Annotated in this window: 21 protein-coding genes; 6 read left to right on the forward strand and 15 right to left on the reverse strand. The window is 55.1% G+C overall.

All coding sequences use genetic code 11. The annotated features are described in order from the left end of the window. Window positions 1–48: 48 nt before the first annotated feature. From KTE_RS03025 to KTE_RS03055, 7 genes are all read right to left on the reverse strand, one after another. Window positions 49–990 (reverse strand): D-alanyl-D-alanine carboxypeptidase family protein, encoded by a 942-nt coding sequence (locus KTE_RS03025; RefSeq protein WP_201378357.1) that lies wholly within the window; start codon window positions 988–990, stop codon window positions 49–51. Between the two features lie 233 nt (window positions 991–1223). Next, window positions 1224–2804 carry an APC family permease gene (locus KTE_RS03030; protein WP_201378359.1) on the reverse strand — a complete coding sequence of 527 codons (1581 nt, stop codon included), beginning with the start codon at window positions 2802–2804 and terminating at the stop codon, window positions 1224–1226. Continuing rightward, window positions 2794–3411: a transposase gene (locus KTE_RS03035; protein WP_236600262.1), complete on the reverse strand. Its 618-nt coding sequence runs from the start codon at window positions 3409–3411 to the stop codon at window positions 2794–2796. The genes KTE_RS03030 and KTE_RS03035 overlap by 11 nt, the downstream gene beginning before the upstream one ends. Window positions 3412–3533: 122 nt before the next feature. Further along, window positions 3534–4085 carry a helix-turn-helix domain-containing protein gene (locus tag KTE_RS03040; protein WP_201378361.1) on the reverse strand — a complete coding sequence of 184 codons (552 nt, stop codon included), beginning with the start codon at window positions 4083–4085 and terminating at the stop codon, window positions 3534–3536. An 84-nt stretch (window positions 4086–4169) separates the two neighbouring features. Continuing rightward, window positions 4170–4913, reverse strand: a complete 744-nt coding sequence (locus tag KTE_RS03045; protein ID WP_236600263.1) for a transposase — start codon at window positions 4911–4913, stop codon at window positions 4170–4172. After that, complete coding sequence (locus KTE_RS03050; RefSeq protein ID WP_236600264.1) at window positions 4910–5404, reverse strand: helix-turn-helix domain-containing protein; 495 nt, start codon at window positions 5402–5404, stop codon at window positions 4910–4912. Before KTE_RS03050 ends, KTE_RS03045 begins: the two co-directional genes overlap by 4 nt. Continuing rightward, complete coding sequence (locus tag KTE_RS03055) at window positions 5376–5945, reverse strand: amino acid permease (protein ID WP_201378363.1); 570 nt, start codon at window positions 5943–5945, stop codon at window positions 5376–5378. Before KTE_RS03055 ends, KTE_RS03050 begins: the two co-directional genes overlap by 29 nt. A 455-nt stretch (window positions 5946–6400) precedes the next feature. On the opposite strand from KTE_RS03055, the gene KTE_RS49430 reads away from it, so the two are divergent. The 3 genes from KTE_RS49430 to KTE_RS03070 all read left to right on the forward strand — a co-directional run bounded on the left by KTE_RS49430 (window position 6401) and on the right by KTE_RS03070 (window position 8857). Then, the gene (locus tag KTE_RS49430; RefSeq protein ID WP_201378365.1) at window positions 6401–6580 is read left to right on the forward strand and encodes an Arc family DNA-binding protein; all 180 of its coding nucleotides are present in this window, start codon (window positions 6401–6403) and stop codon (window positions 6578–6580) included. After that, window positions 6561–7733 (forward strand): transposase, encoded by a 1173-nt coding sequence (locus KTE_RS03065; RefSeq protein ID WP_236600265.1) that lies wholly within the window; start codon window positions 6561–6563, stop codon window positions 7731–7733. The genes KTE_RS49430 and KTE_RS03065 overlap by 20 nt, the downstream gene beginning before the upstream one ends. 68 nt (window positions 7734–7801) lie before the next feature. Beyond that, a complete protein-coding gene (locus KTE_RS03070; RefSeq protein WP_201378367.1) occupies window positions 7802–8857 on the forward strand; it encodes an aldose 1-epimerase in 1056 nt (351 codons plus the stop codon). 133 nt (window positions 8858–8990) lie between these two features. Here the strand turns inward: KTE_RS03070 and KTE_RS03075 are convergent, their stop codons facing one another. Then, on the reverse strand, window positions 8991–10226 hold the full coding sequence (locus KTE_RS03075; protein ID WP_201378369.1) for a cytochrome P450: 1236 nt from the start codon (window positions 10224–10226) through the stop codon (window positions 8991–8993). Between the two features lie 246 nt (window positions 10227–10472). On the opposite strand from KTE_RS03075, the gene KTE_RS03080 reads away from it, so the two are divergent. Next, a complete protein-coding gene (locus KTE_RS03080; RefSeq protein ID WP_201378372.1) occupies window positions 10473–13715 on the forward strand; it encodes a bifunctional cytochrome P450/NADPH--P450 reductase in 3243 nt (1080 codons plus the stop codon). 106 nt (window positions 13716–13821) lie between these two features. Here the strand turns inward: KTE_RS03080 and KTE_RS03085 are convergent, their stop codons facing one another. From KTE_RS03085 to KTE_RS03100, 4 genes are all read right to left on the reverse strand, one after another. Continuing rightward, window positions 13822–14556, reverse strand: a complete 735-nt coding sequence (locus KTE_RS03085; RefSeq protein WP_201378373.1) for a PIG-L deacetylase family protein — start codon at window positions 14554–14556, stop codon at window positions 13822–13824. A 165-nt stretch (window positions 14557–14721) separates the two neighbouring features. Further along, entirely contained in the window at window positions 14722–15996 is a 1275-nt protein-coding gene (locus KTE_RS03090) for an adenylosuccinate synthase (RefSeq protein WP_201378375.1), read from the reverse strand. 23 nt (window positions 15997–16019) lie between these two features. Then, entirely contained in the window at window positions 16020–16886 is an 867-nt protein-coding gene (locus KTE_RS03095) for a TrmB family transcriptional regulator (protein ID WP_236600639.1), read from the reverse strand. 250 nt (window positions 16887–17136) lie between these two features. Further along, on the reverse strand, window positions 17137–18900 hold the full coding sequence (locus KTE_RS03100) for a cellulase family glycosylhydrolase (protein ID WP_201378379.1): 1764 nt from the start codon (window positions 18898–18900) through the stop codon (window positions 17137–17139). A gap of 325 nt (window positions 18901–19225) precedes the next feature. Between KTE_RS03100 and KTE_RS03105 the strand changes: the two genes are divergently transcribed. Next, window positions 19226–20662: a helix-turn-helix transcriptional regulator gene (locus tag KTE_RS03105; RefSeq protein ID WP_201378381.1), complete on the forward strand. Its 1437-nt coding sequence runs from the start codon at window positions 19226–19228 to the stop codon at window positions 20660–20662. Between the two features lie 155 nt (window positions 20663–20817). Continuing rightward, entirely contained in the window at window positions 20818–21225 is a 408-nt protein-coding gene (locus tag KTE_RS03110) for an NUDIX domain-containing protein (RefSeq protein ID WP_201386951.1), read from the forward strand. Between the two features lie 70 nt (window positions 21226–21295). Here the strand turns inward: KTE_RS03110 and hisF are convergent, their stop codons facing one another. Genes hisF through hisH form a run of 3 tightly spaced genes read right to left on the reverse strand, consistent with a single transcriptional unit; the run spans window position 21296 to window position 23403 of the window. Then, window positions 21296–22063 carry an imidazole glycerol phosphate synthase subunit HisF gene (hisF, locus tag KTE_RS03115; RefSeq protein WP_201378383.1) on the reverse strand — a complete coding sequence of 256 codons (768 nt, stop codon included), beginning with the start codon at window positions 22061–22063 and terminating at the stop codon, window positions 21296–21298. 9 nt (window positions 22064–22072) lie between these two features. Continuing rightward, a complete protein-coding gene (gene hisA, locus KTE_RS03120) occupies window positions 22073–22795 on the reverse strand; it encodes a 1-(5-phosphoribosyl)-5-[(5-phosphoribosylamino)methylideneamino]imidazole-4-carboxamide isomerase (RefSeq protein WP_201378390.1) in 723 nt (240 codons plus the stop codon). Next, window positions 22792–23403 (reverse strand): imidazole glycerol phosphate synthase subunit HisH, encoded by a 612-nt coding sequence (hisH, locus tag KTE_RS03125; RefSeq protein ID WP_201378392.1) that lies wholly within the window; start codon window positions 23401–23403, stop codon window positions 22792–22794. The genes hisA and hisH overlap by 4 nt, the downstream gene beginning before the upstream one ends. Between the last annotated feature and the right edge of the window lie 6 nt (window positions 23404–23409).

Raw genomic sequence — 23409 nt, forward strand, 5'->3', positions numbered from 1 at the left:
AGTAAGGAGCCAAGTTTGCTTGACCCCTTACTCATGACGGCTTTTTACTTAGCTTGCAAAGGCTTTATCAAGCAGGCGCGTGACATCGCTGTTGAGAACATCAAAACTACCAGGTGCGCCCAGTTCGGCGCCATAGAGTAGGCGGTTATTACGTACAGCGGCAAAAACGACGCAGTAGCCAGCGCCGCTCCCCGAGCCGGTCTTGATTCCAATCACACCTGAATAGCTCGTGAGCAGTTGATTGGTGTTATACCAGTCGTAGCGCCGATTATATTGTGTGGGAGGAATATGATACTCGGTCTGCCGCACAATCTCGGCAAAGATCTGGTATCGCATGGCATAGCGTGCGAGCTTCACCAGGTCCTGTGCGCTTGAATAGTTCCCATCAGGAATGACACCATGCGGGCTGGAGAAATGGGTATGTGCCAGGCCGAGCGCCTGGGCCTTGGCGTTCATCATGGCAACAAAGCTATCGGTCGAACCACCCACCCAACGCGCCAGGGTCAAAGAAGCATCACTGCCTGAAGGGAGTAGTAGCCCATAGAGCAAGTGGCGAATGCGCAAATAGTCGCCAACATGCAGTTGAGCCACGCTCGCCTCGGGGGGTAACTGGTCCAGGTCCGCCTGTTGCACCGTGACAATCTGATCCAGGTTGCTATTCTCGATCGTCACGACCGCGGTCATAATCTTGGTGGTGCTGGCAATCGGGACGCTTCTCTGACTATCGCTGTCGAAGAGGACACGATTGTTGGCATTATCTATTATGTATGCACTGCTCCCATTCATGATAGGGGTTGGGGTTGGAGATGGCGTCGGTGAAGGGGTTGGAGATGGCGTCGGGGAGGGTGTTGGCTCCGGCGTTGGCGTCTCCTGAGCCGCAGCAATCGTAGGCGCAGCGTTCAACGAGAAATACACAAACGTTCCCATAGCAACGAGAAAAAGAACCATTGCAATCAGAAGCACACTCAAAAGTATTTTTCGCGAATTCATATATTTAGCTTTCCAGAAATATGCTACACCAGGAGTCGGTGTAGTATAGGGCACTGATGATAGAAAAGCATGTGTCAAATGACCCATAGATTAAAAGCCATATATAATAATCGTTGCAGCTTGCTTTTTGTGACAGACTTTCTCACCATTACGCGACTCGTAGGGGTAAAAAGATGTGGTCTGGTAATGCCTATGACATTACCAGACCACATCTGACACAAAGCGACCTCCTCTTAGAGTGCGGTTACGTGATGCGCCTTGCGCAGGCGGAGTACATCATCCTCTTCGCTCTCGGACACAAGCGACAGGTTTCCCAACAGATTGCGCTGCCTCTGCTCAAGAATGATCTCACCCGGATGAAGTGTTCGCCATACGCTCTGCACCGTGTCGGGGGCATATTGACGATAGAGGAAGTAGCACTCTATGTGCTTCTCCAGGGCCAGGTGATTCGCGCGTCCAAGGATATCTTTGGCCTCCACATCGTTAATATGAGGTTCCGTCATGCGAAAAATCTCCCGGCGCTCAGTCTCACCTTGCCCCAGGTAGAGAAAGACGACTGGCCTGTGTTCCTTATTGTTGATCGCTACTTGTATGACTTTCTCGTTATTCGGATCGTTCGAACTCAAAATCGCGAGGACCGTACCCGGCACATGCTTTGTAACGCCAGTCGCGACTACCGAGACACGACCGCGGCGCCGATGGTAGAGGTAGCTGGCGAAGGCAATAAGCATGCCTACAACCGCGACCGAGCCACCAAAGGCCGTTGCCAGCGGCTTGGCAATTAGATTTGTGCACCAGGCAATCATCACAAGAAGCGTCGTAAGAATACCAAGCCAGAAATTGACGGGAGAGCTTGCCCAACGGCTAGGTGACTCGGGAACTTCGGCGGGACCAGCCTGCTCCTCGACCGCGTGTCGGCTCTCGACCTGCCCATCCACCGAGACCTCTAGCTGATCTCCCTGGTGCCCCTCCAGCTTAGCTTGGCTCTGCCCATCGACTCCAACAATCGTGCTCTGCTTCTCCAGCAGCTTCTTCAAGTGGTAGACCTTGTTCTGCCGGTAGCGCACAATATCCATCCCCAGGCAGGTCAGCGTAAACGCCCCCAGCAAGCCAAAGGCATACATATCGCCAAGGATATTGATATTGCCGTGTACCAGGAGAAGCACCACCATTGGGATTCCCGTCGCCAGGATAATGGCATAATGGGGCGTGTCACGCAGTTTGTTGCGCTGCAAAAGCGCCTCGGAAAAAAACTCCATGCGTGAGAGCGCCAGGAAGACATGATATGAGCCAATGATCGCCGTATTACTGGCGAAAATGAGGAGCGCGCCCGCGCTGATAGCGACCTCAGTCTGTAGGATAGGCCCGCCCCAATGGCCAGCCAGGAGCGAGATGATCTGCGCCGAGCGCTCAGCATTGGCGGCATCATTGGGTAAGAGTAAGGTCGAAAGCATTGTCAGCAAGGGACTGGTCAGGCCTACTGTAAGTACCACAAGGAAGAGGGCAATTTTGCCAACCACACGACGTGGTAACTTCATGTTGGGGGCAAGCTGCGAGATGCTCTCCAGTCCCGAAAAGGCCAGGAACGATCCCGCGTACCCAATCAAGATGGAGGTTGGCGTAATTGCTCGTCCGCTAAACATCTCGGGAAAGAGGCTCAAGAATTGCTGAAATGAGAGATGAGTAAAGACAGTTACCAGGATTGCCAGGTCACTTACGAAGGCAATGCAGGCACCCACCATACTCACCCGTGCGCTCTCGCTGATGCCCACCCAGTTCAGAATGCCCAGTAACACTAGTGGGTCAACTGCCAATTGAATACCCTTTTGCTACTGCAGCTCCCGATCCAGCTAACCGTCGCAGACGAGCGCGTTCGCGCCGTCTGCGACGCTTGCCATTCCAGACAAAGGGAGTGGGATCGGCATTCCAGCCTGCCACCGTCTGTTCTAACCAGCCGATCACTTCTTGTGCATTCTTGGGGTGCTGCCCGGCCAGAGCGCGCGGGACAATGATGCGTTGCACCGATTCCGCCATGTTCAACCAGGAGCCGCCGATGGGTGTGTAGAGCGGCATCACGCCATGCTCAAAGAACCACTGCACCAGATCACAGGACAGGTGCCCTGCCAGATTATCCAGGACCAGCACGATGCGTAATGGTGGCAGGGAGGGGTTGCGGGAAGGATGACCCAGCCACGTTTCCCACTGCGCATACAGCGGGCGCTCCGCTTCGGGGGGCAGGCTCTCAGCGGGCTGTTTCTTTTCAATCTCGGCGAGCACTTCGGTCAATTCCCCTTTCAGCCAGGGATGCAACACGGCATTGGGCGCTGACAGGACGCCTTTGGCGCGCAGAAGACCAGTAGCGGGCCGAAAGAGCGTGAGCAGTTTGGCGGTGCCCCCACGCTCGTATTCATGGGGGTGCAAGGCCGGGTGGCCTTCCGGTTGCCACGACGCCCCAGGCTGGGGGATCGCCTGATACGGGCCGGCCTCATCTTCATTGAGCTGGGCAATCCCTGCCGCTTCAGCGTGCTCGTAGGCGAGGTCAATCAGTCTTTTTTTTCCGGCGTTTCCATATCATAGACGGTCACCGTCCCGCTTTTGCGCTTGCGCAGCGCGTAGCCGGTGCGGCACCAGGTGCGCGTGCGTTGATAGCTGTAGCCGGAATTATGAAGCACCTGGCGAATGGTTTCGTTGGCAATGTGGGGCAGATCGGTGGCTCGTAGCGCTTTGCGCAGCAGTGAGAGCGACCACGTCGCTGTCTGGTCGGCTTTCCGATCCGGCACCCGCTGCACCTCAGCCAGGATGCGTGCCTGCTGCTCACACGTGTAGGTCGGCTTGCCGCCTCGACCTGCCGCAATCGAGAGCGCTGCCAGGCCGTGCTCATTGAAGCGTCTGACCAGCTTCCCTACGCTGCGCGCCTCCTTGAAACCGGCCACACCTGCCGCCTGCGCAAAGGACTGCTTGGCCGCTACGGCCAGCAATGCTTTGGCTCGTCGCGCCACGTCGATCCGTTCACTACTCGCTTTGACGATGCGACGCAATTCACGCTCTTCCTGTGTGTTGAAAGCACGCAGAGGATGTTTCTGGAGTTGGGCCATGGACGTGTTCCTTCTTTCTCTCCCCTATTCTACCACTCCCGCGTTCCTAACTGTTACTTCATCGCTAGCTGACCCACTAGTGGGTCACTCGGCAATTGAGTAGCCATGAACGACAGTTGCCCCAGAGCCGCCGAGTCGGCGTAGTCGTGCACGCTCACGTCGTCGGCGGCGCTTGCCATTCCACACAAAGGGAGTTGGATGCTCATTCCAGCCAACGACGGTTTGCTCCAACCACTCAATGATGTGCTGGGCCGTCTGGGGATGCTGCCCAGCCAGGGCCCGGCGCACGATGATGCGTTGCAGCGACTCCGCCATGTTGAGCCAGGAACCAGAGATCGGCGTGTAAAGCGGCAGAATACCGTGTTGCAGCAGCCAGCGCACCATGTCATAGCTCAGATGTCCCTTGAGATTGTCCCAGATCAAGATGAGACGCAAGGCCGGAGCCGGTTTGGGACGTTCGTAGGACCACCACCAATGCTGCCAGGTCTGCATCAGCAGGTGATCATCGGGCAAGGGATGACGCACCACAGGCGGGTTCGCCTCCAAGTGGTCAAGCAGCGGCTGGAGATGTTTTTTGAGCCAGGGATGCAGCACGGCATTGGGAGCTGAGAGGACACCTGTGGCCTGCACTTCGCCGGTGTGAGGACGAAAGAGGGTGAGCAGTTTGGCTGTGCCTCCGCGCACGTATTCGTGGGGCTGCAAGAGTGGCTTGCCCTCTGGATACCAGTTCTCTCCTGGCTGCGGAATCGCTTGATACGGTCCTGCTTCATCTTGACACCACAGGGGCAAGCCGGCGGCTTCCGCGTGCTCGTAGGCCAGTTCGATCAAGGTTTTTTTTCTTGCGCCTTGGGGTCTTCAACCTTCACGGTTCCCGTTTTGCGTACCCGCAACGCCGTCCCCGTCGGACACCATGTGCGTGTCTTGCCAAAGGCATAGCCTGACTCATGGAGCACTTCCCCAATGGTGGTGGCACTGATCTGTGGCAGGGCGTCTTTGCGCAAGGCCCGCTCTAAGGTTTCCAACGACCAGGTCGCCGTTCCGTCTTTCTCCCGATCAGGCTTTCGTTGGACCTCGGCCATGATGCGTGCGCGTTGTTCACTGGTATACGTCTGTTTGCGGCCTCGCCCTGGCGCAATCAGCAGGGCAGCCAACCCCTGCTGATTGAAACGCTTGACCAATTGGCTGATGCTATCTCCACTCTTGTATCCAACCTCCTGGGCTGCCTTGGTATACGGCCTGCCTGCTCTGACTGCCAATAATGCTTTGGCCCGCTTTACCACATCCACCCGTTCACTCGTGGCTTTCGCGGTTCGCTGCAAGACTCGTTCCTCTTCTGCAGTGAAGGCTCGCAGTGGATCTACTCGTCTCATGCTCAGTTCCCCCCTTGATCTTCAGTGTACCCCCTTTCCTTCTTGATGGCAAGCTAATTGCCGGGTGACCCACTAGCACAAGCAGCGTCAGCCAGAGTGCGAGGCTAAAGCCAAGTACGCTCGTGCCTGTACCCAACATAGGAAAGACGATGCTGAGATACAAGATACCCGAGAGACTACTGATAGCTGCAGTAAGAAAGTAGTCAACCAGGATAAACATGCCACCCAGAGCTCCAAACCAGCGATTAAGCGCCTGGCTCGCCACCGTTACTACACCACCACCCTGGGGGAAGCGATAGGTCACCTCTACATATTTAAAGGTCAACAGGAGAAAGACCGACATCGTTAAGAAGACAAAAAAGCCCGCCAGTTTCCCAACAGTTGCATAGAGAATACCTGGCACATAGTAGATAGAGGTGCCAATATCGGCAAAGACGACCGCCCAACACAGGAGCGGCCCGAGCTGTTGTGTCTGCTTCTGCTGTTCCATACCTGCGTCCTCTTGCTCTCTCTTCTCACGGGGAAACATAGGGATATCTTTTACTTGTACAACGATACGTGGCGCGCTTGCGATGCGTCACAGTGGCTGCTATTGGCACGAAACAGTTGAGCCTGGCGTGACACTCTCCCGATAACAGGCTTCCCCATCTGGCGAACAGCGATTTGAACAGGAGAGAGGGCATAGCATATACTACTTGCAAACGCATGTTTATGGCACACCCCCGTTACCCCGAAGGTTCGCGCAGCGAGCTGAGGCTGAAACAACAGGAGCACACGCGCTTTTTCACGATTGGTATGCTAACAGCAGAGCTTTCCATGTTATCGAGGCGGCCCGTAAAACCCCTGTCTTTAGACATGGGGATATAAGGGCCGTTCCTTTTCTGGGTGGATAGGGCGGTGGTGGATATGCTTGACATGATATCACTATGATGTTAAAATAACATCATGAAAGAGAAACAAGAACATCCTTTTAAGGCTCGTATTCCTCAATCGGTGTGGGATGAGTTAGAGAGCATGGCACACGATGAGGAACGATCCATTAATTGGGAGATTGTACAGGCGATACGAGAGCGGATTGCTCGACACAAAAAAGGTAGGAAGTCACATGAGCATGAAGACCTTTAAGTTTCGCTTGTACCCCACCAAGAAGCAATGCGAGAAGCTTGAATGGACGCTTGCTAGATGTTGCGAGTTGTACAACGCCGCGCTTCAAGAGCGTCGGGAGATGTACACATACACTGGCAAAGGAACCAACTACAATGCTCAAGCCATGCAACTGCCTGAAATCAAGGAGATCAGAGAGGAGTACAAGGACATTCATTCTCAGGTGTTGCAGGATGTGCTTAGACGGGTGGAGAAAACCTTCAAAGACTTCTTCAAGCGGGTCAAAGCTGGGAAGAAGCCGGGATACCCCAGGTTTCAGAGCCGCACCCACTATGATAGCTTCTGTTTTCCACAAGTTGGCTTCTCCCTGAAGAACGGGCGTCTGGAGTTGTCGAAGGTCGGTCATGTCAAAATCAAGCTCCATCGAAAAGTGCTGGGAACGATCAAGACATGTATCATCAAGCGAGAGGGCAAGCACTGGTATGCCTGTTTCTCCTGCGAAGTGGAGGCGATGCCACGCACGCCCTACACAGATAAGGTTGTGGGCATTGACTTAGGAGTGTCTAAGCTTGCCACGCTCTCCACTGGTGACGTGATCGAGAATCCCAAACACTACCGACGTGCTGAGAAGAAGCTCACTAAAGCACAACAAGCCTTGTCAAGAAAGAAACGTGGTTCCAAGCGTCGCAAGAAGGCAATACAGCGCGTGGCTCGCCTGCATCGCAAGGTGCGTAATCAGCGCAACGACTACTTGCATCAGTGGAGCAGAAGGCTTGTTGACACCTACGAAACCATTGTCTTTGAGGATATTGCGCCTGCGAACTTGTCCAAACGAGCAAAGCCGAAGCAGGATGAGGAGACAGGACACTATCTTCCTAACGGGGCCGGTGCGAAATCTGGCCTGAACAAATCCATCATGGATGCTGGTTGGAGTCAATTCATCGCCTTCTGCGAGTACAAAGCTGCGAACGCTGGTAGGGTGCAGGTGGTGAAGGTTGACCCCAAGTACACCAGTCAAGTGTGCTCGGGTTGCGGGACGGTGGTCAAGAAAACGCTCTCAGAACGTTGGCATTCCTGTGAATGCGGCACTGAGTTGGATCGTGACCACAATGCCGCACTCAACATCAAAGCTCTTTGGCTCGGACAGAGCCTTCAGGAAGCGCAAGCCTCCTGAGAAGCCCCCGGCTTGAGCCGTGGGGAGTCGTCACAAAAATACATGAAACATGTTTAGAAAGGGTCCTTATGACAAACCAGCAGCGAGCAAGTGATACCATGAAACAAGGAGTGAAGAGTCCCTTTGGGGCACGAATAGGCGTTGATGCCGAAATTGACACAACAGTTATTTCACTTACCTACACAGATAAAGACGACGCTACCCACAGCATGGAGGTAGGCATTGCGCCTGAACTGGGTAGCAATTTGTTTCGCTTTCGCGTTGGAGCACTTGATCTTATCTACCATGAGAGTGAGCTCCTCAAACAAAAACAGTTTATTGGCAACTTTGTGCTCTGGCCTCTCCCCAATCGTGTACGAGACAAGCACTATAGTTATCAGGGAAAAAACTACTCGCTACAGGATGTAAAACGAGTCGAGACAGATAAAGCCCTGGTGCATGGCCTGGTCCTTGACCAGATCTGGCAATATGAGCAGCCCATCATTAAAGCCGATAGCGTTAGCGTCACCACCTACATTGAGCAGACGCCTGAGAGTCCCCACTTTGCGGCCTATCCCTTCCGCAGCCGTCTCTCACTGACCTATACTCTCACCCACCAGGGCATCGACATTACTTATAAAGTAGAGAACAAAGACACGCACGATCTCCCCTTTGGCTTTGCGCTCCACCCCTACTTTCCAGTCCTTGACGGCGCACAAGAGACCTACGTTACGCTACCAGCGGACGCAGTGATGGAGGCTGACGATGCTCTGCTGCCAACGGGCCGCATCTTTGAGGTGGGAAAGCTGATGTACGCCATGTATGATCTACGCCAGGGTCGTCCAGTCTCGTGTCTGAACCTGGACCATGTCTACACCCGAACCCATCCAGGCGAAGCAGCAATTATAGACTATAAGAAGCGTGGTTTGCAACTCCGGATTACCGCCAGTGACGATTTTACGCATATCGTCATCTACGCGCCTCCAGGTGCCTCTTACCTCTGTGTCGAGCATCAGACCTGCTCAACTGATGCCATTAACCTGCACAACCAGGACGAGCGCGAGCATCAGATGGCGCATCTGCTTGAGGTCGCTCCTGGACAGAGCTATAGTGGGACACTTCACTATATACCCACCTTTAGCTAAACACTGGGCGATTGAGCCACCAACCAGAATTTCACGCCTGCGACGCTCAGGGGAGGCGTGAGGTGCCGGGCGACCGCCCGGCACCTCACGCCTCTACATCTCCCCTTCTCGATATCTCCTATTGATGCCCTGTTTAGCGTTCCTCAAAGAGAATGGGCAGCGACTTTGCGCCATAGATGAAGGAGCTATGCACCGGCGGGAGCGCCAGATCGTGATTACGCCGCAGAGCATGCATACGCTCAAGCATAATATTCAGGGCAATCTTTGTTTCCAGGCGTGCCAGCGGCGCCCCAAGACAGAAGTGAATGCCGTGGCCAAAGGAGACATGGCGATTGGGTGTACGCGTAATGTCAAATGTTCCAGGCTCAGGAAACTGTTCAGGATCGTGATTGGCGCACGCGACCCAGCCAATAATGAAATCGCCCGGGCGAATATGCCGATCACGCAGGATAATATCCTGGGTCGCGAAGCGTCCAATCCCTGTCACTGGCGAGCGATAGCGTAGGACTTCCTCAATTGCGGCAGGCATGAAGTCAGGCTCCCGTCGTAACCGATCCATAACCTCGGGATGCTCATCAAAACAGAGGATGGCATTGCCTATCAAGTTGGTCGTCGTAATATTGCCCGCGACCAGCAGGAGCGCACAGAAGCTAAGCAGCTCCTGTTCTGTTAGATACTCACCTTCGATCTGAGCGGCGATCAGCTCGCTAATAAGGTCATGACGCGGCTCACGCCTCCGTTGGGCGATGACCACGCGAAAGTAATCATAAATGGTATCCAGCGTCTTACGGAAGCGCTCACGCGTACGACGCTCATACTCCTCGCGCTCTTCGCTGGCAAACTCGCCATACTCGCCCATCACTAGTTCATCTGACCACTGCTTAAATTGCACACGATCCTCAGATGGAACCCCTAGTAGCTCCGCGATGACGATCACTGGCAAGGGGAAGGAGAGGTCAGCGATCACATCCATTCTGCCACGTTCGATCACATCATCAAGCAAACTCTGGGTAATCTCGGCAATACGTGGAGCAAGCTGAGCAAGCGTACGCGGCGTGAAGGCCTGAGAGATAAGCGAGCGCAACTGGCGATGACGCGGTGGGTCGGTATTGAGCATGCTCTGGAACTCATCAACACTACGTTCTGCGGCATATTTCACGCTATCAGATGAGAATAATTCATGCTGGTTCGCAATCAAATGCACAAGTTCATAGTCAAAGGCTTCCCAGAAACGTGCCGCATTATTATACATTAACGGGCCATGCTTCTCGCGCAAGGCTGTAAAACACGCATGCGGATAGAGAAGTTGATCCTGTAGGGAGCGCGGATCTAGAGAAGTTGCCTGGCGCCCTCTGTCTGTATGCTCCAAAGCACTCTTTCCTTTCTGCGAACAGAAAACATAATCAGAGTCTGCCACCCAAGTCCACAGCCTCACAGCATCTATCTGTAGCGTAGCAAATTGCCCCAAATCTCGTAAAAAAGCATACGTCATGGTGGTCCAGGTATCATAAATAGAGAGAACAAACCATGCACATACAGCGATCTTTAGAAACAGTCTCTCACTTTGCGGCGTCGTTAACGCAGGGAAGCGCTCTCGTGAAGGAGCCTTTTTGTCATGTTACGATCCCAGCTAGACACCATCCCCATGGGCGATATGAAAGATGTGCATCCTGAGTCGGCTGTGCGCGATCTTATCAAGCAAGCCCAGCGGCATGGTCCCATCTTCCAGCTCCCCCTGCCCGATGGCACAAGGCGTATCGTTCTCTCTAGCTTTGCCCTCGTTGACGAGGTCTGCAACGACCAGTTTTTTGATAAACGCGTCTCTGTCAATGTTCGCAACCTGCGTAGCGCTATTGGTAGCGGCCTCTTTTCCGCGGATACCAGTGACCCCAATTGGCGCAAGGCTCACACCATCCTTATGCCTAGTTTCAGCCTTCAGGCCATGCGCAACTACGTACCTATGATGCTCGATGCCGCAGAACAACTGATGGCCAAATGGGAGCACCTTAATCCTGAGGATCTCATTAATGTTCCCGACGATATGACCAGGGTTACTCTGGAGACGATTGGCCTCTGTGGCTTCAGCTACCATTTTCACGCCATCACTCGCGAGCAAATGCATCCATTCGTCGAGGCGATGGTGCATATCCTTAGCACGACCGCAGCAAGAGCGGCACGTCCACCTATTGAAGAAAAGCTGCGCTTCCGCCAGCGCAGACAGCTCCAGGCCGACACAGATCTCCTCTTGTCGACCGCCGACCAACTCGTAAGGGAGCGCAAGATGATGGGGGCAGAGGGACAGAAGTACAATGATTTGCTCAACGCCATGCTGAACGGTGTAGACAAACAAACAGGTGAGAAGATCGACGACGTCAATATCCGCAATCAGATCATTACCTTCCTGATCGCGGGGCATGAGACGACGAGTGGGCTTCTCTCTTTCGCGACCTACTTCCTCTTACACCATCCCGATATACTCAATCGAGCCTATGAAGAGGTAGACCACGTCCTGAGTCGGGATACCAGCAAGGCTCCCACATACGAACAGATTCATCAACTTGTGTATATCAAGCAGATCCTCAAAGAGACGCTTCGCCTCTGCCCAACCGCGCCAATATTCAATCGCTGCCCCTACGAGGAGCGCCTTCTGGCAGGTAAATATCAGCTTCAGCCCAGCGACACCATTACCGTGCTCACACCTATGCTCCACCGTGATCGCAGCATCTGGGGCGACGACGCGGAGATCTTTAATCCCGACCACCATTTCAATCCAGAGGCAGAAAAGCAGCGTCCAGCCAATGCCTACAAGCCCTTTGGCACCGGGCAACGCGCCTGCATCGGACGCGAGTTCGCCCTCCAGGAGGCGACTCTCGTTCTGGGTATGATGCTCCAGCGCTTCTATCCTTACACAACCGGCATCTATCAGCTGAAGATTCGCGAGGCGCTAACCATTAAGCCCGCCGATTTCTATATGCGCGTCAGGCCGCGTACCGATATCGATCACATCATTATTACGCCTCTAGACGAGGATACCGTCAGTGATGCAGAGCCAGTCATGGTCGAGGCCACGCACCCTGAGCCAGAGACACCGCAAAAAATAGCCCAGAGGACGACCCTACTCGCGCTCTATGGCTCAAACACTGGCACAGCCGAGGAGATTGCGCATCGTATCGCGGAGGCTGGCACCGCCCGTGGCTTTGAGGCCACCGTGGGCGAGCTAGACAACTATGTCGATAAGCTGCCTAAAGAGGGTCTCGTTGTGCTTGTTACCTCGTCCTACAATGGTATGCCTCCCGATAATGCCAGTGCATTTTGCCATTGGCTACAGAGCGGTCTCGCGCCAGATGCGCTCAAAGGTGTCAACTATACCATTTTTGGATGCGGCAACCATGAGTGGGCGGGCACCTACCAGGCCATTCCCAAGTTGCTGGATAGCGCGCTTGAACAGGCAGGGGCCAGGCGTGTCTATCAACGGGGCGAGGGCGATGCCGCAGGCGATTTCGATGGGCAGTTCCGCTCCTGGTATAATGGGCTATGGAACTCGGTCGTCCAGGCCCTATCGCTCACACCACAGGAAGAGGTCAAACACCAGTATAGGCCGCGCTATGATATCGAGATCATTCGCCGCCCGCATCCCTATCCCTTCATTAACTCCTTCGGGGCGCAACCAATGACGATCCTGGAAAACAGGGAGTTGGTTCAACAGCAACCGGATGCACTCAATGGCGACTCTACACGCCATCTCCAGATCTCGCTGCCTCCAAACATGCCCTATCGCACAGGCGACCACCTGGGCGTGCTGGCCAGCAATCCTGAAGAGCAGGTAACACGCATCGCGGACCATTTCCAGTTTGATCGCCAGACAATCATCCAGCTGCACGCCAATGATGAACGCAAGCCCGCCGCCCCAATTGAGGAGCCCATTTCTGTCTATGATCTGCTTGCCAATTATATCGAACTCCAGGACGTCGCCACACGTACTCATATCGAGCGTATGCTTGAATATACCAGTGATGATAGTGAGCGAGCGCGCCTGGAAATGCTGGTTGGCTCAGGTCCAGAAAGCGAGGCGGCCTACAAAAAAGAGGTACTTGAGCAACACAAATCGCTCATTGACCTGATCGAAGAATATCCCTCGTGTACGATGCCCTTCAATGTGTTCCTGGACTGCCTGACACCTCTACGCCCCAGGTATTACTCCATCTCCTCGTCGCCTCTCCTCAAGCCCGACGAATGCAGCCTCTCCGTGGGAATTGTACAGGGGCCAGCCTGGTCAGGACATGGCACTTTCGAGGGCGTCTGCACCAGCTACCTGCGCAATCAGCACGCTGGTGATATCGTCTATGCCTTTGTGCAGAACACTAATGGTCCCTTCCACCTCCCAGAGGACCCACGCACGCCCATTATTATGATCGCGGCAGGCACTGGGGTATCGCCCTTCCGTGGCTTCTTGCAGGAGCGAGGACGGCAAAAGCAAGCCGGAAAAGAGGTTGGACCGGCCCTGCTCTTCTTTGGTTGTCGCGATCCGCAGCACCTGCTCTATCCAGAGGAGATCAAACGCGGCGAAGACAATGGTATTGTCAAGGTATTCGCGGGCTACTCACGTGTAGCGTCACAACCCAGGGTCTACGTCCAGGATAAGGTGCTGGAACAGCAGGATGCCATCTGGATTCTGCTACAACAGGGGGCCGTCACATATGTGTGTGGCGATACTACCCGTATGGTTCCCGCAGTTGCCGAGAGCTATAAACAGATATACCAGGCCAAAACCGGCAAAAGCAGCCAGGAAGCTGATCAATGGCTACAAGAAGTGAGTGCCCAGAACCGCTACCTGGTCGACATCTGGGGCACCAGCTAAGGTAATGTCGCAAGTAGAAGAGGAGCGTCGGGGGCGCTGCCATGGCAGCGCCCCCGACGCTCCTCTTCTACTTACTTTTTATGTTTACAGGCTCTCTACGAGAGATTTAGCCGTTACGAGTCAGGTGGAAGGCTTCGGCGTAGGTATAGCCGTGTGGCTCGCCCAGGGCGCCCGCGCCATCACGCAGCATTCGCTCCAGGAACTCCAGGTTATGGCCTACCTGGCTCTCATGTGCGCGCAGGGCCTCCAGTTTCGTATCCATGGTCTCAGTAATATCGACATAGTGATTTAAGATCGGCGCGGCGGTAATATAGATCTCTGAGACCTTATGTGGCTTTAGCCCCTCCTCAAATAATTCGGGGAAGTCCCAGGGATTCTGCGCGGCAGGATAGGCCGCCGCCAGAGCGGCCTCACCCGCCGCAAGGTGGTCGGGATGGTAGCGGGGGATAATCATGGTAGGCGCCCAGGAGCGCTCTGGCGACTGGCAGACGAGGCGCGAGGGGCGATACTGCCTGATCAAGCGCACAATCTCGCGACGTAGCTCCAGTGTTGGCTGCAACAGGCCATCAGGATAATCCAGGAAGATAACATCCTTCACACCTAGAATCTGGGCCGCCGCACGCTGTTCCAGTTTGCGTGTCTCCACTGTACGCTGGCGGGCAGCCGGGCTGAGATCCTCAGCGTCATCGGGACCACCACCACTACAATCAGTACAAATAACATAATAGACATCCCAGCCGTCGCGCACCCAGTTCGCGACCGTTCCTGCAATGCCAAATTCGGTATCGTCGGCATGCGCCACAACACATAGCGCCACTTTATTGAGTATTTGCTCACTCATTATGTTACAAATTCCTTTGAATCTAACTATCTCTATGCTTAAATTCCAGAGATATTATAATATATTCTTCGCGGCTCGCAGGCGCGAAGACGCTCTTGATAGCAGAAGGGACGCTGCCTGTAGCCCACAGGCTCCAGGCAACGCCCCTCTTCATCAGCTCTAGCCTTACGCCAGTAACGTCTGGTTACGATGCGGACCGACGCCCACGCTATGCAGGGGAACACCAGTCAATTCGGCCAGGCGATCCAGGTAAGCACGCGCATTGTAGGGTAGGCCCGTCAAAGACTGAATGCTGCTGGTCTGCTGCTGCCAGCCAGGAAGTACCTCGTAGACAGGCTCACATGCCTCATGAATTAATGGATCAGGAAGGTCGGTAATCAGCTCACCGCGATAACGATAGCCAGTGCAGACGGGAATTTCGGCAAAGGTATCCAGTACATCTAGCTTGGTAATAGCCAGACCTGTGCACCCATTAAGCTCGGTGACATAGCGTGTGACGACCGAGTCAAACCAGCCAATACGCCGGGAGCGGCCCGTGGTCGCGCCAAACTCTCCGCCCAGTTCACGCAGGTGCGCGCCCAGTTCGTCCAGGAGCTCCGTTGGCATGGGACCTGTGCCAACCTGAGAGCTATAGGCCTTGGCAACACCAATCACACGATTAATATAGCGTGGAGGGATGCCCGCGCCCACCGCGGCTCCGCCAGCCGAGGGCGATGAACTGGTGACAAAGGGATAGGAGCCCCAGTCGATGTCTTTCATGACGCTCAACTGGCCTTCGAGCATGATACGCTTCCCATCACGCAAGGCGGCTCGCATCAAAGGAACCGTGTCTACGATGCGCGCTTTGAGCTGCTCGCCCCAGGTCAGGGCCTCAGCCACCAGTTGCTCCAGGTCAAACGGCTGCTCGCCATATACATTTGTCAACACTGCATTATGCCGGCGCAGGATAATCGCCAGCTTGTCGCGCAACACCTGCTCATGCTGCAAATCGCTGATGCGGATACCGATGCGACCTACTTTATCGGTGTACGCAGGGCCAATACCACGCCCGGTTGTATCTACACGATACGCTCCACGCGCCTGGTCCTCAACTTTGTCCAGCACTTTATGATAAGGCATAACGACGTGTGCGCGATCAGAGATCTTCACATTATCGATATTCACACCCTGGGAGGCGATCTCCTGCAACTCCTCAAGCATCGCGGGCGGATCGATGACGGTGCCGGTACCCAGGATGGAGAGACACTGGGGATTAAAGACGCCCGAGGGCACTAGGTGCAACTTGAATGTTCCGTACTCGTTGATCACGGTATGGCCAGCATTGCCGCCGCCCTGGAAGCGAACGCACATGTTTGCTTCTGTGCTCAGGAGATCAACAATCTTTCCCTTCCCCTCATCCCCCCATTGTGTACCAACTACAACAGTTACCGATGCAGTCATAATCTATTCGTGCTCCTTATCAATTAAAGCATTTCCGTGTTGACTTCTCGCCCGAGTTCGGATGAGAGATGCAGGGTTTGCGCGTCCAACCTGGTGACAGCAACCAGCCGCTCGGCGTCCGCCTGCGGCAGGAGGCGGCGACGTAAATGAACCAGATGCGTGCCAAAGGCCGTCTCCAGCTCTTGTGAGAACTGCTCATAGATCGCGGCCAGATAGGCTTCATCTCGGATCAACTTCTCCACCACGCGTACCATGGTGCGATTCTGTGTTACCACTCCGCTTGCCGGAGCATCCAGGGAGGCTACCAGGGCCTCTTGAAAATCGATTGCCAGCGCGACTACATGGCCGCCTACGACCTTTTCAGGAACCTCGTGCCGGTAGATGGTCGCAAAATCCGCGTCCACTTCACCGAAGAGATTCAAAATAATGACACAGCCACGATCACGCGCCGCACGCAAGACACCCGAGAGGAGCTCAACATCCTCTGCCCAGAGGCTGGCCGCGATCCGATGCTGCGCGCTTGCGATCAATTCGGTGAGGCGCGTCTCTATACGCTGGCGCTCCCGCAACTCCCAGAAGTGTCCAATGCTGTCAGGCTGTTCCAGGGCTGAGAGCTGCTGCTCCAGGTCGTGACAACGCTGCGCCGTCTCCTGCTGAATGCGCTTGAGCAACTGCGCAGGCGGCACCGAAGCGTAACGCACCGGGTCAGGTGTAACAGCAATCACGCCCTCTTTGGTAACCAGTGTCTCCAACGCCTGGTAGGTATTGGCGCGCGGCAGCCCGGTCCCCTTACTTACTTCATAGCCCGTTGCATTGGGATATTGCAAAAGATAGATGTAGACCTGCGCCTCCGCTCCGGTAAAACCCAGATGCTTTAGCTCTTCAATCATCGCACCCACCGCAGTTCGCTCTCCCTTTCATCTTTAGTAGTAGTAACCACTACTACTATAATCGGTTCCCCGTCGATTTGTCAAGGGGGCACACCACGAACAAAGCTAGCACGATCTACCGCTCTCTTCTATCGACCCGGCACACGATAAACTTTATCCATGTTGATAGCTAACCTCGACCACACAAAAAGCCCCTGCCCTGTCTTGAGACAGGGCAGGGGCGCTAGAAGGGTTAGGGAAGTCCCTTCGTCTATGGCTCCGTTCCCCAGATGAGCTGGCCTTTATAGTAGGCGGTCACCTTCGTCCAGGCCGTATAACTTGTCGTGCTCTGGCTGTACGAGTAATCATTATTCTCGTTATAATTACTCCAATCAGTCTTGTTGAAGCGGTTCTGAATATCACCAGTGTTAGCGCCAGGGGCAAGCGTTCCCGCGCCCGAGGTAAAGCTAATTTCCAGGTAATAGTCGGCGTTTGTACGCGCTGGGGAGACGGTTGCGAATCTAGCGCTGATATTGGAGCAACCAATCTGGGCATAGTCACACGAGTACGCCTGGGAGACATTGCTATCGCTGGTATACCAGTAGCGAACAGTAATATCGCTCAGATTAATGGTGTTGCTCCCCGTGTTGGCGACCTCCAGTCCCGGCCTGATCTGGTTGTCGGTGGGATTAGAGTCATTATTTTTGTAGTACACCTTTACAGAGGCCGAGCCAGGAGGCGGTGTGGGTGTGGGCGTAGTAGTTGTCGTTGGTGTGGGCGTCGGCGTATTGGTAGTGGTCGGAGTGGGTGTCGGTGTACCGCCCCCACCAGAGCTTGTATCAAGCGGGAACTCAATCGGCGTAAGATAGGCCTGCTTCGTCTGGTTGACGGTTGTCCAGTCATCATTTAAGATGCCGCCTGTATCACCGGAATTTGGATTCAAGCACCAGAACGTCCAGTTAATGCCGCTCGCACCTTTGCCCAGGTAGTTGGTCAATGCTGTGAGCCACTGCTGATCCGAGGTAGTCGCCAGCCTCGTACCAAACTCACCCAGCCAGACGGGAGCAATGTTCTGCTTGATGAGATAGCCCCAATGCGTATCCCAGACGCCAGGCAGATTGTTGGGATAGTTTGGAGCGCTAAACCAGGTCTGATTGTAGACACTTGCGGGATAGTCATGCGCGGAGTAGACGAGGCGATTAGCAACATTCAAGGTCACAGGATACTGCGCCGCTCCCTCGAGATTGCCTCCCCACCAGTAGCAGTCGCCACTGGCTTGACCACCCGGTCCAAAGCAGTCGACACCCTCTACAAAGATCAACCAGTTGGAGTTGACCGAGAGGATCGCGTTACCTGCCCGCTCGGCTGCGAGACGCCAATCCACGGTCTGGTCGCCACAGCCCCAGCAGGCAGGCGAATGCGGCTCGTTGTGCAGATCCGCACCTATGACCATGGGATTCCCCTTGTAACGCTGGGCCAGCATCTGCCAGTCAGAGATCCAGCGTGATTCAGGATACGCGGAGGTATACCAGAGGGCCGATTGCGCGCCAGAATCTGGGCGATGCCGGTCCAGAATGGTCCGTAAGCCAATCTGGCTAGCATAGGCAATCACCTTGTCCATGATCTGGATACCACTTAAGCCCTGTAAGTCGGGATTTTTATTGTAATCTATCCCGTTGGGGGTACTCCCCGCGTCAAAGAGCTGGTTTGAATAGGGCAGACGCAGGGTATTATACCCCAGGCTCTTGACCTGATCCAGCATATCCTTGTAGCTACGCGTCCAGAGTCCGTGGGGCGCATAGTTGGCCGTTTCCATGCCAAACCAGTTAATGCCCGCGATACGCACCGGCTGATTATTTGCATCTAGGATCTGTGATCCGCTGGTATGCCAGTAGCCCGTGCCGGCAGCCTGGGCCGTGGTGTGAGTCGTAAATTGCATAGTGAGACACGATATGAGCACTAATAACACAACTATTGGGAGAGTGAAACGTCCCTGTTGCCACCAACTGCGACGTTGGAGCATTTGCGCAGACATAGACCTCCTCGCTTTCATAGCTTGCTTCCCTGCTTTGGAGATGCAAAATAGTTAACTCTCTTCTTGATATACCTTTTTATTTGGGAACGAGTCAATTTCGGCGACGTGATTGATAAAAAACTGAATAGAAATCAGCAGGAGATATATCTTCACTCTACATCACAGCCCATTAGAAGAGGAGAGATATACCTATAGAATGTAAAAAAGTCTAAGAACAGACTAAAGAAGGTAGGGTAGCTTACTTGACAGCTATGAACAAATAACATACTGTAAAAGATAAGCGTATCTTCAGTGCTTTGCATCGCTAACGACATAGAGGTCGAAAATGAGGAAAGCAGCTACCCATCCCCTGCGTGCCGCGCGTACTCGCTACAACCTGACGATTGAACAACTGGCTCAGGAGACGAGTATGAGTACAGCCACTATTTGGCGCGCGGAACATAATTATTCCATCAACGCGGAATCACGCCGGCGTCTATGCACTTATTTTGGCTTGACCTCGCAAGAATTGGGATTGACCATACCCCCTGAGCGTGGACCAAAAAAATTACTGACGACCCGAGCCACTTCATCGTCGCCGACACTAGCCCCTGCACATTTGCATGAGCTAGACCCTACTAACACCTCCCCCCGACACGAGGGGCACGCCACTCACACAACGGCCACGCCCATCGCGACGACGCCCTTCCAGGAACAGACAGGACTCTGGCTCATTCTTGGCGCGAGTCAGCTCTCCTCAGCCTTCGAACAGCAATGGACGCCCGAAACGCTCTTTGAATCACTACACATCGTCTCCCAAAGCCTACGCGGTATGCCCACATCCGTGCGCCTGGCGCTGCAACACTATGGTATCGGTTCCTTGCATCTCAAGGAGCATATGTCTGCCAGCGAGTGTTTCCAATTGCAGGAATCCTTTACACATAGCGTCAACCAGGCCTGGCAATTCTCTCACGCCAGCCGGCCCGAACAGGTTCTTGCCGTTGGTCATGCCCTGCGTATGCTCCTGGACTATATTCATACCTTGCTCCCTGCACGCGTCCAGGCCATCTTCTCGGCCTCAATCTACAACCTGATTGGTTCGGCCCTCCATCACCTGGATGCCAGCGAGGCCGAGGAACAAATGTATGCCCGGGCCTACGCCGCGGCCTCCGAGGCCCAAGATCCCTGGCACCAGGCTCAGAGCCGGAACTGGCAGGCGATTGCCGCCAACTTTGCGGGTCGCTACAGTCGCGCTATTCAGTATATCGAGGAGGCCTATCGCCTGATTGAAGAGCAGGAGGGTGAAGAGTTTCTCTGTTCCAAAGCACACTTACTGGCGAACTGGGCCTACAACGCGGCTACCCTTCAGGACTATGCCATCGTCCAGGAGAAGCTTGAGACCTCGGGAGAACTGCTCAAAGCTCTGACACCTAATGATGAATTTGACACCGCGACCTGGCATCAAATAGCGGGCAACTGCACATTGATGAATGGACGCTACAACGAGGCCATTACCCATTTCGAACAATCTCTCGCTCAGTTTCCAGAACACTGGCGCTCACGACGCGCCCTGACCCTTATTCCCCTGGCGGAGGCCTATGCCAAAAAGCGCGAGAAAGAGGCCAGCCTGGTGATAGCCCAGGAAGCAGCCTCAGAGATACATACGCTCTCCTCCAAAATGCTGATGAACCGCCTCCTCGAATACCAACATGTGCTCATCGAGGCCTTCCCCCGCGATCCAGGGGTGCGCAAGTTCATCGCCCATGCCACACCCACACGTTAATTGGAACCTGCTCCTGGCGTACGCGGCTACTCCTCCAGGCCCACAGTAGCCGCGTACGCCAGGAGCGGGTCATGGGTTATTGGACAGCCCGCATATACCTCTGCTATGATACTGCCTGGTTCCTTGTTCAGGAATTTGGGAGGCATCATATCACTATGCAAGAGACACATTTCATCGATAAATTAGCGCTTATCTATCTACAGGACGGTAAGCTCCTGGTGACACGCTCACAGGGGAAAGATATGTACTATCTGCCTGGCGGCAAGCTCGAGGCTGGAGAGAGCGATTATGCCGCGCTCAGCCGCGAGGTACTGGAAGAGTTGAATGTCTCGCTTGAGCCTGGGACAGAACACTACTTCGGCACCTTTGAGGCGCAGGCACACGGGAAAGCCGCCGGGACCCTCGTGCGCACAACCTGCTATAGCGCGAAGATCCAGGGAGAACCCCAGGCCAGTAGCGAGATCGAGGAAATTGCCTTTGTGGCATACACCGACCGCGCACGCTGCTCTACCGTGCTCCAACTCGTCCTCGACGACCTCCACGCCAAAAATCAGCTCGCCTAACACCCAATGCCAATCTAAAGAATGTGGAGCATGCTGCCAGCATGCTCCACATTCTTTAGATTTATAAATTTTATGCTGGGCGCACAATCACATTACGCGCATGCAGATATGCCTTGGCGTCGCGTACGCGATACTCGCCAAAGTGGAAGATAGAGGCAGCCAGGACGGCATCGGCCTCCCCTTCCGTTAAACCAGCATAGAGGTGCTCTAGCGTGCCTACGCCGCCCGAGGCGATTACCGGAACGCTCACCGCGCTCGCGATCTTACGCGTCAATGCCAGGTCATACCCCTGCTTGGTGCCATCACGATCCATACTTGTCAGCAGGATCTCGCCCGCGCCAAGCTCAACGCCATACTGCGCCCACTCCAGAGCATCCTTCCCGGTCGGCGTGCGCCCACCATGTACAAAGACCTCGTAGCCGCTGGGCATGGCGGAATTGGCCCGCGCATCAATCGCCAGCACAATACACTGCGCGCCAAACTGCTCCGCCCCCGCGCGCAAAAGCTCAGGCTTCTGGACCGCGGCAGTGTTCAGCGAGGTCTTGTCGGCGCCGGCACCCAGCGTGGCGCGGATATCTTCCACCGTGCGGATACCTCCACCCACTGTGACCGGAATAAAAACCTGCTCGGCGGTACGCCGCACCACATCGAGCATGGTCGCGCGTTGCTCATAGGAGGCGGTGATATCGAGGAAGACTACCTCGTCGGCACCCTCGTCGTTATAGAAGGTCGCCAGGGCTACGGGATCGCCCGCGTCACGCAGGTTGACAAAGTTCACGCCTTTGACGACACGACCATTGGCGACGTCGAGGCAGGGAATAATACGCTTGGTCAACATAGCCTTTGATCACGCTCCCTTCTCTAACTCGCGTACCGCCTGCGCCAGGTCGACCGCGCCGGTATAAATAGCCTTGCCAACAATCGCGCCCTCTACGCCTGACTGTGCCAGTTCGCGCAGGTCCTCAAGTGAGCTGACTCCGCCCGAGGCGATCAGCGCGCTCTCGGACGCCTGTTGCATCTCGCGCAAGGCGGGCAAATTGGGACCGCTCAGCGCGCCATCGCGCGCGATATCGGTGTACACAAAGCGCCGCACGCCCAACCTGGACAGTACGCTAGCCAACTCTGTGGCGCGCACCTGCGAGGTCTCGTACCAGCCCGAGACGGCGACAAAGCCATCACGCGCATCCAGGCCAACCACGATTCGCTCTCCCCAGCGCGCAAGCGCCGCCTCCAGCAGCGCACGATCACGCAGCGCGACCGTGCCCAGAATAACACGCTCCACGCCCAGGGCCAGTACCTGCTCAATCTGCTCCAGGCTGCGCATGCCCCCCCCAACCTCGATCTGCAGCGTTGTCTCTCGCCGCATCCGCTGGATGAGATCGGTATTAACGGGGCGACCCTGGGCCGCGCCATCCAGATCGACGACATGCAACCAGCTCGCACCCGCCTCTTGCCAGCGCTGTGCGACCTGCACGGGATCACGGTCATAGGTCGTCACCTGCGCGTAGTCGCCCTGGTAGAGGCGTACACACAGGCCATCTTTGATATCAATCGCGGGAAGAATAATCATGCTCGCCTCGTCCAATCCACAAAGTTTTGCAACATACGCAGACCAATCGCGCCACTCTTCTCTGGGTGAAACTGCGTGCCCCAAACCTGCTCAGTGACGATGACGGAACAATAGGGCGAGCCATATTCGGTCACGCCTGCGACACCTGCCTGGTCACGTGGTTCCACATAATACGAATGCGCGAAATAGAAATATGCCTCGTTGGGGATGCCCGCGAAGATGGGCAGGTCCTCGCGCAGTGGTTGGACCTGGTTCCAGCCCATATGCGGAATCTTCGGACCATGAGGAATACGCCGTACCTCGCCTGGGAAGAGGCCTAAGCCCGCCGTCTCCCCTTCGTCATGGTGCTCGGAGAGAAGTTGCATTCCCAGGCAAATGCCTAAAAATGGCTTGCCCACCCGCGTGGCTTCGCGAATGGCGTCATCCAGACCGCGCTCGCGCATACACTTCATGGCCGAGCCTCCCGAGCCAACACCAGGCAGGACAACGGCACGCGCCCGCGAGACCACCGCCGCATCGTCGGTGACACATACCTCGCCCCCAACGTGCTCTAAGGCCTTGGCGATACTGTGAATATTGCCCGCTCCATAGTCAACAATGGCAATCATGAATAA

The organism is Ktedonobacter sp. SOSP1-85, from assembly GCF_016587415.1.
In the GTDB taxonomy this organism is placed as follows: domain Bacteria; phylum Chloroflexota; class Ktedonobacteria; order Ktedonobacterales; family Ktedonobacteraceae; genus Ktedonobacter.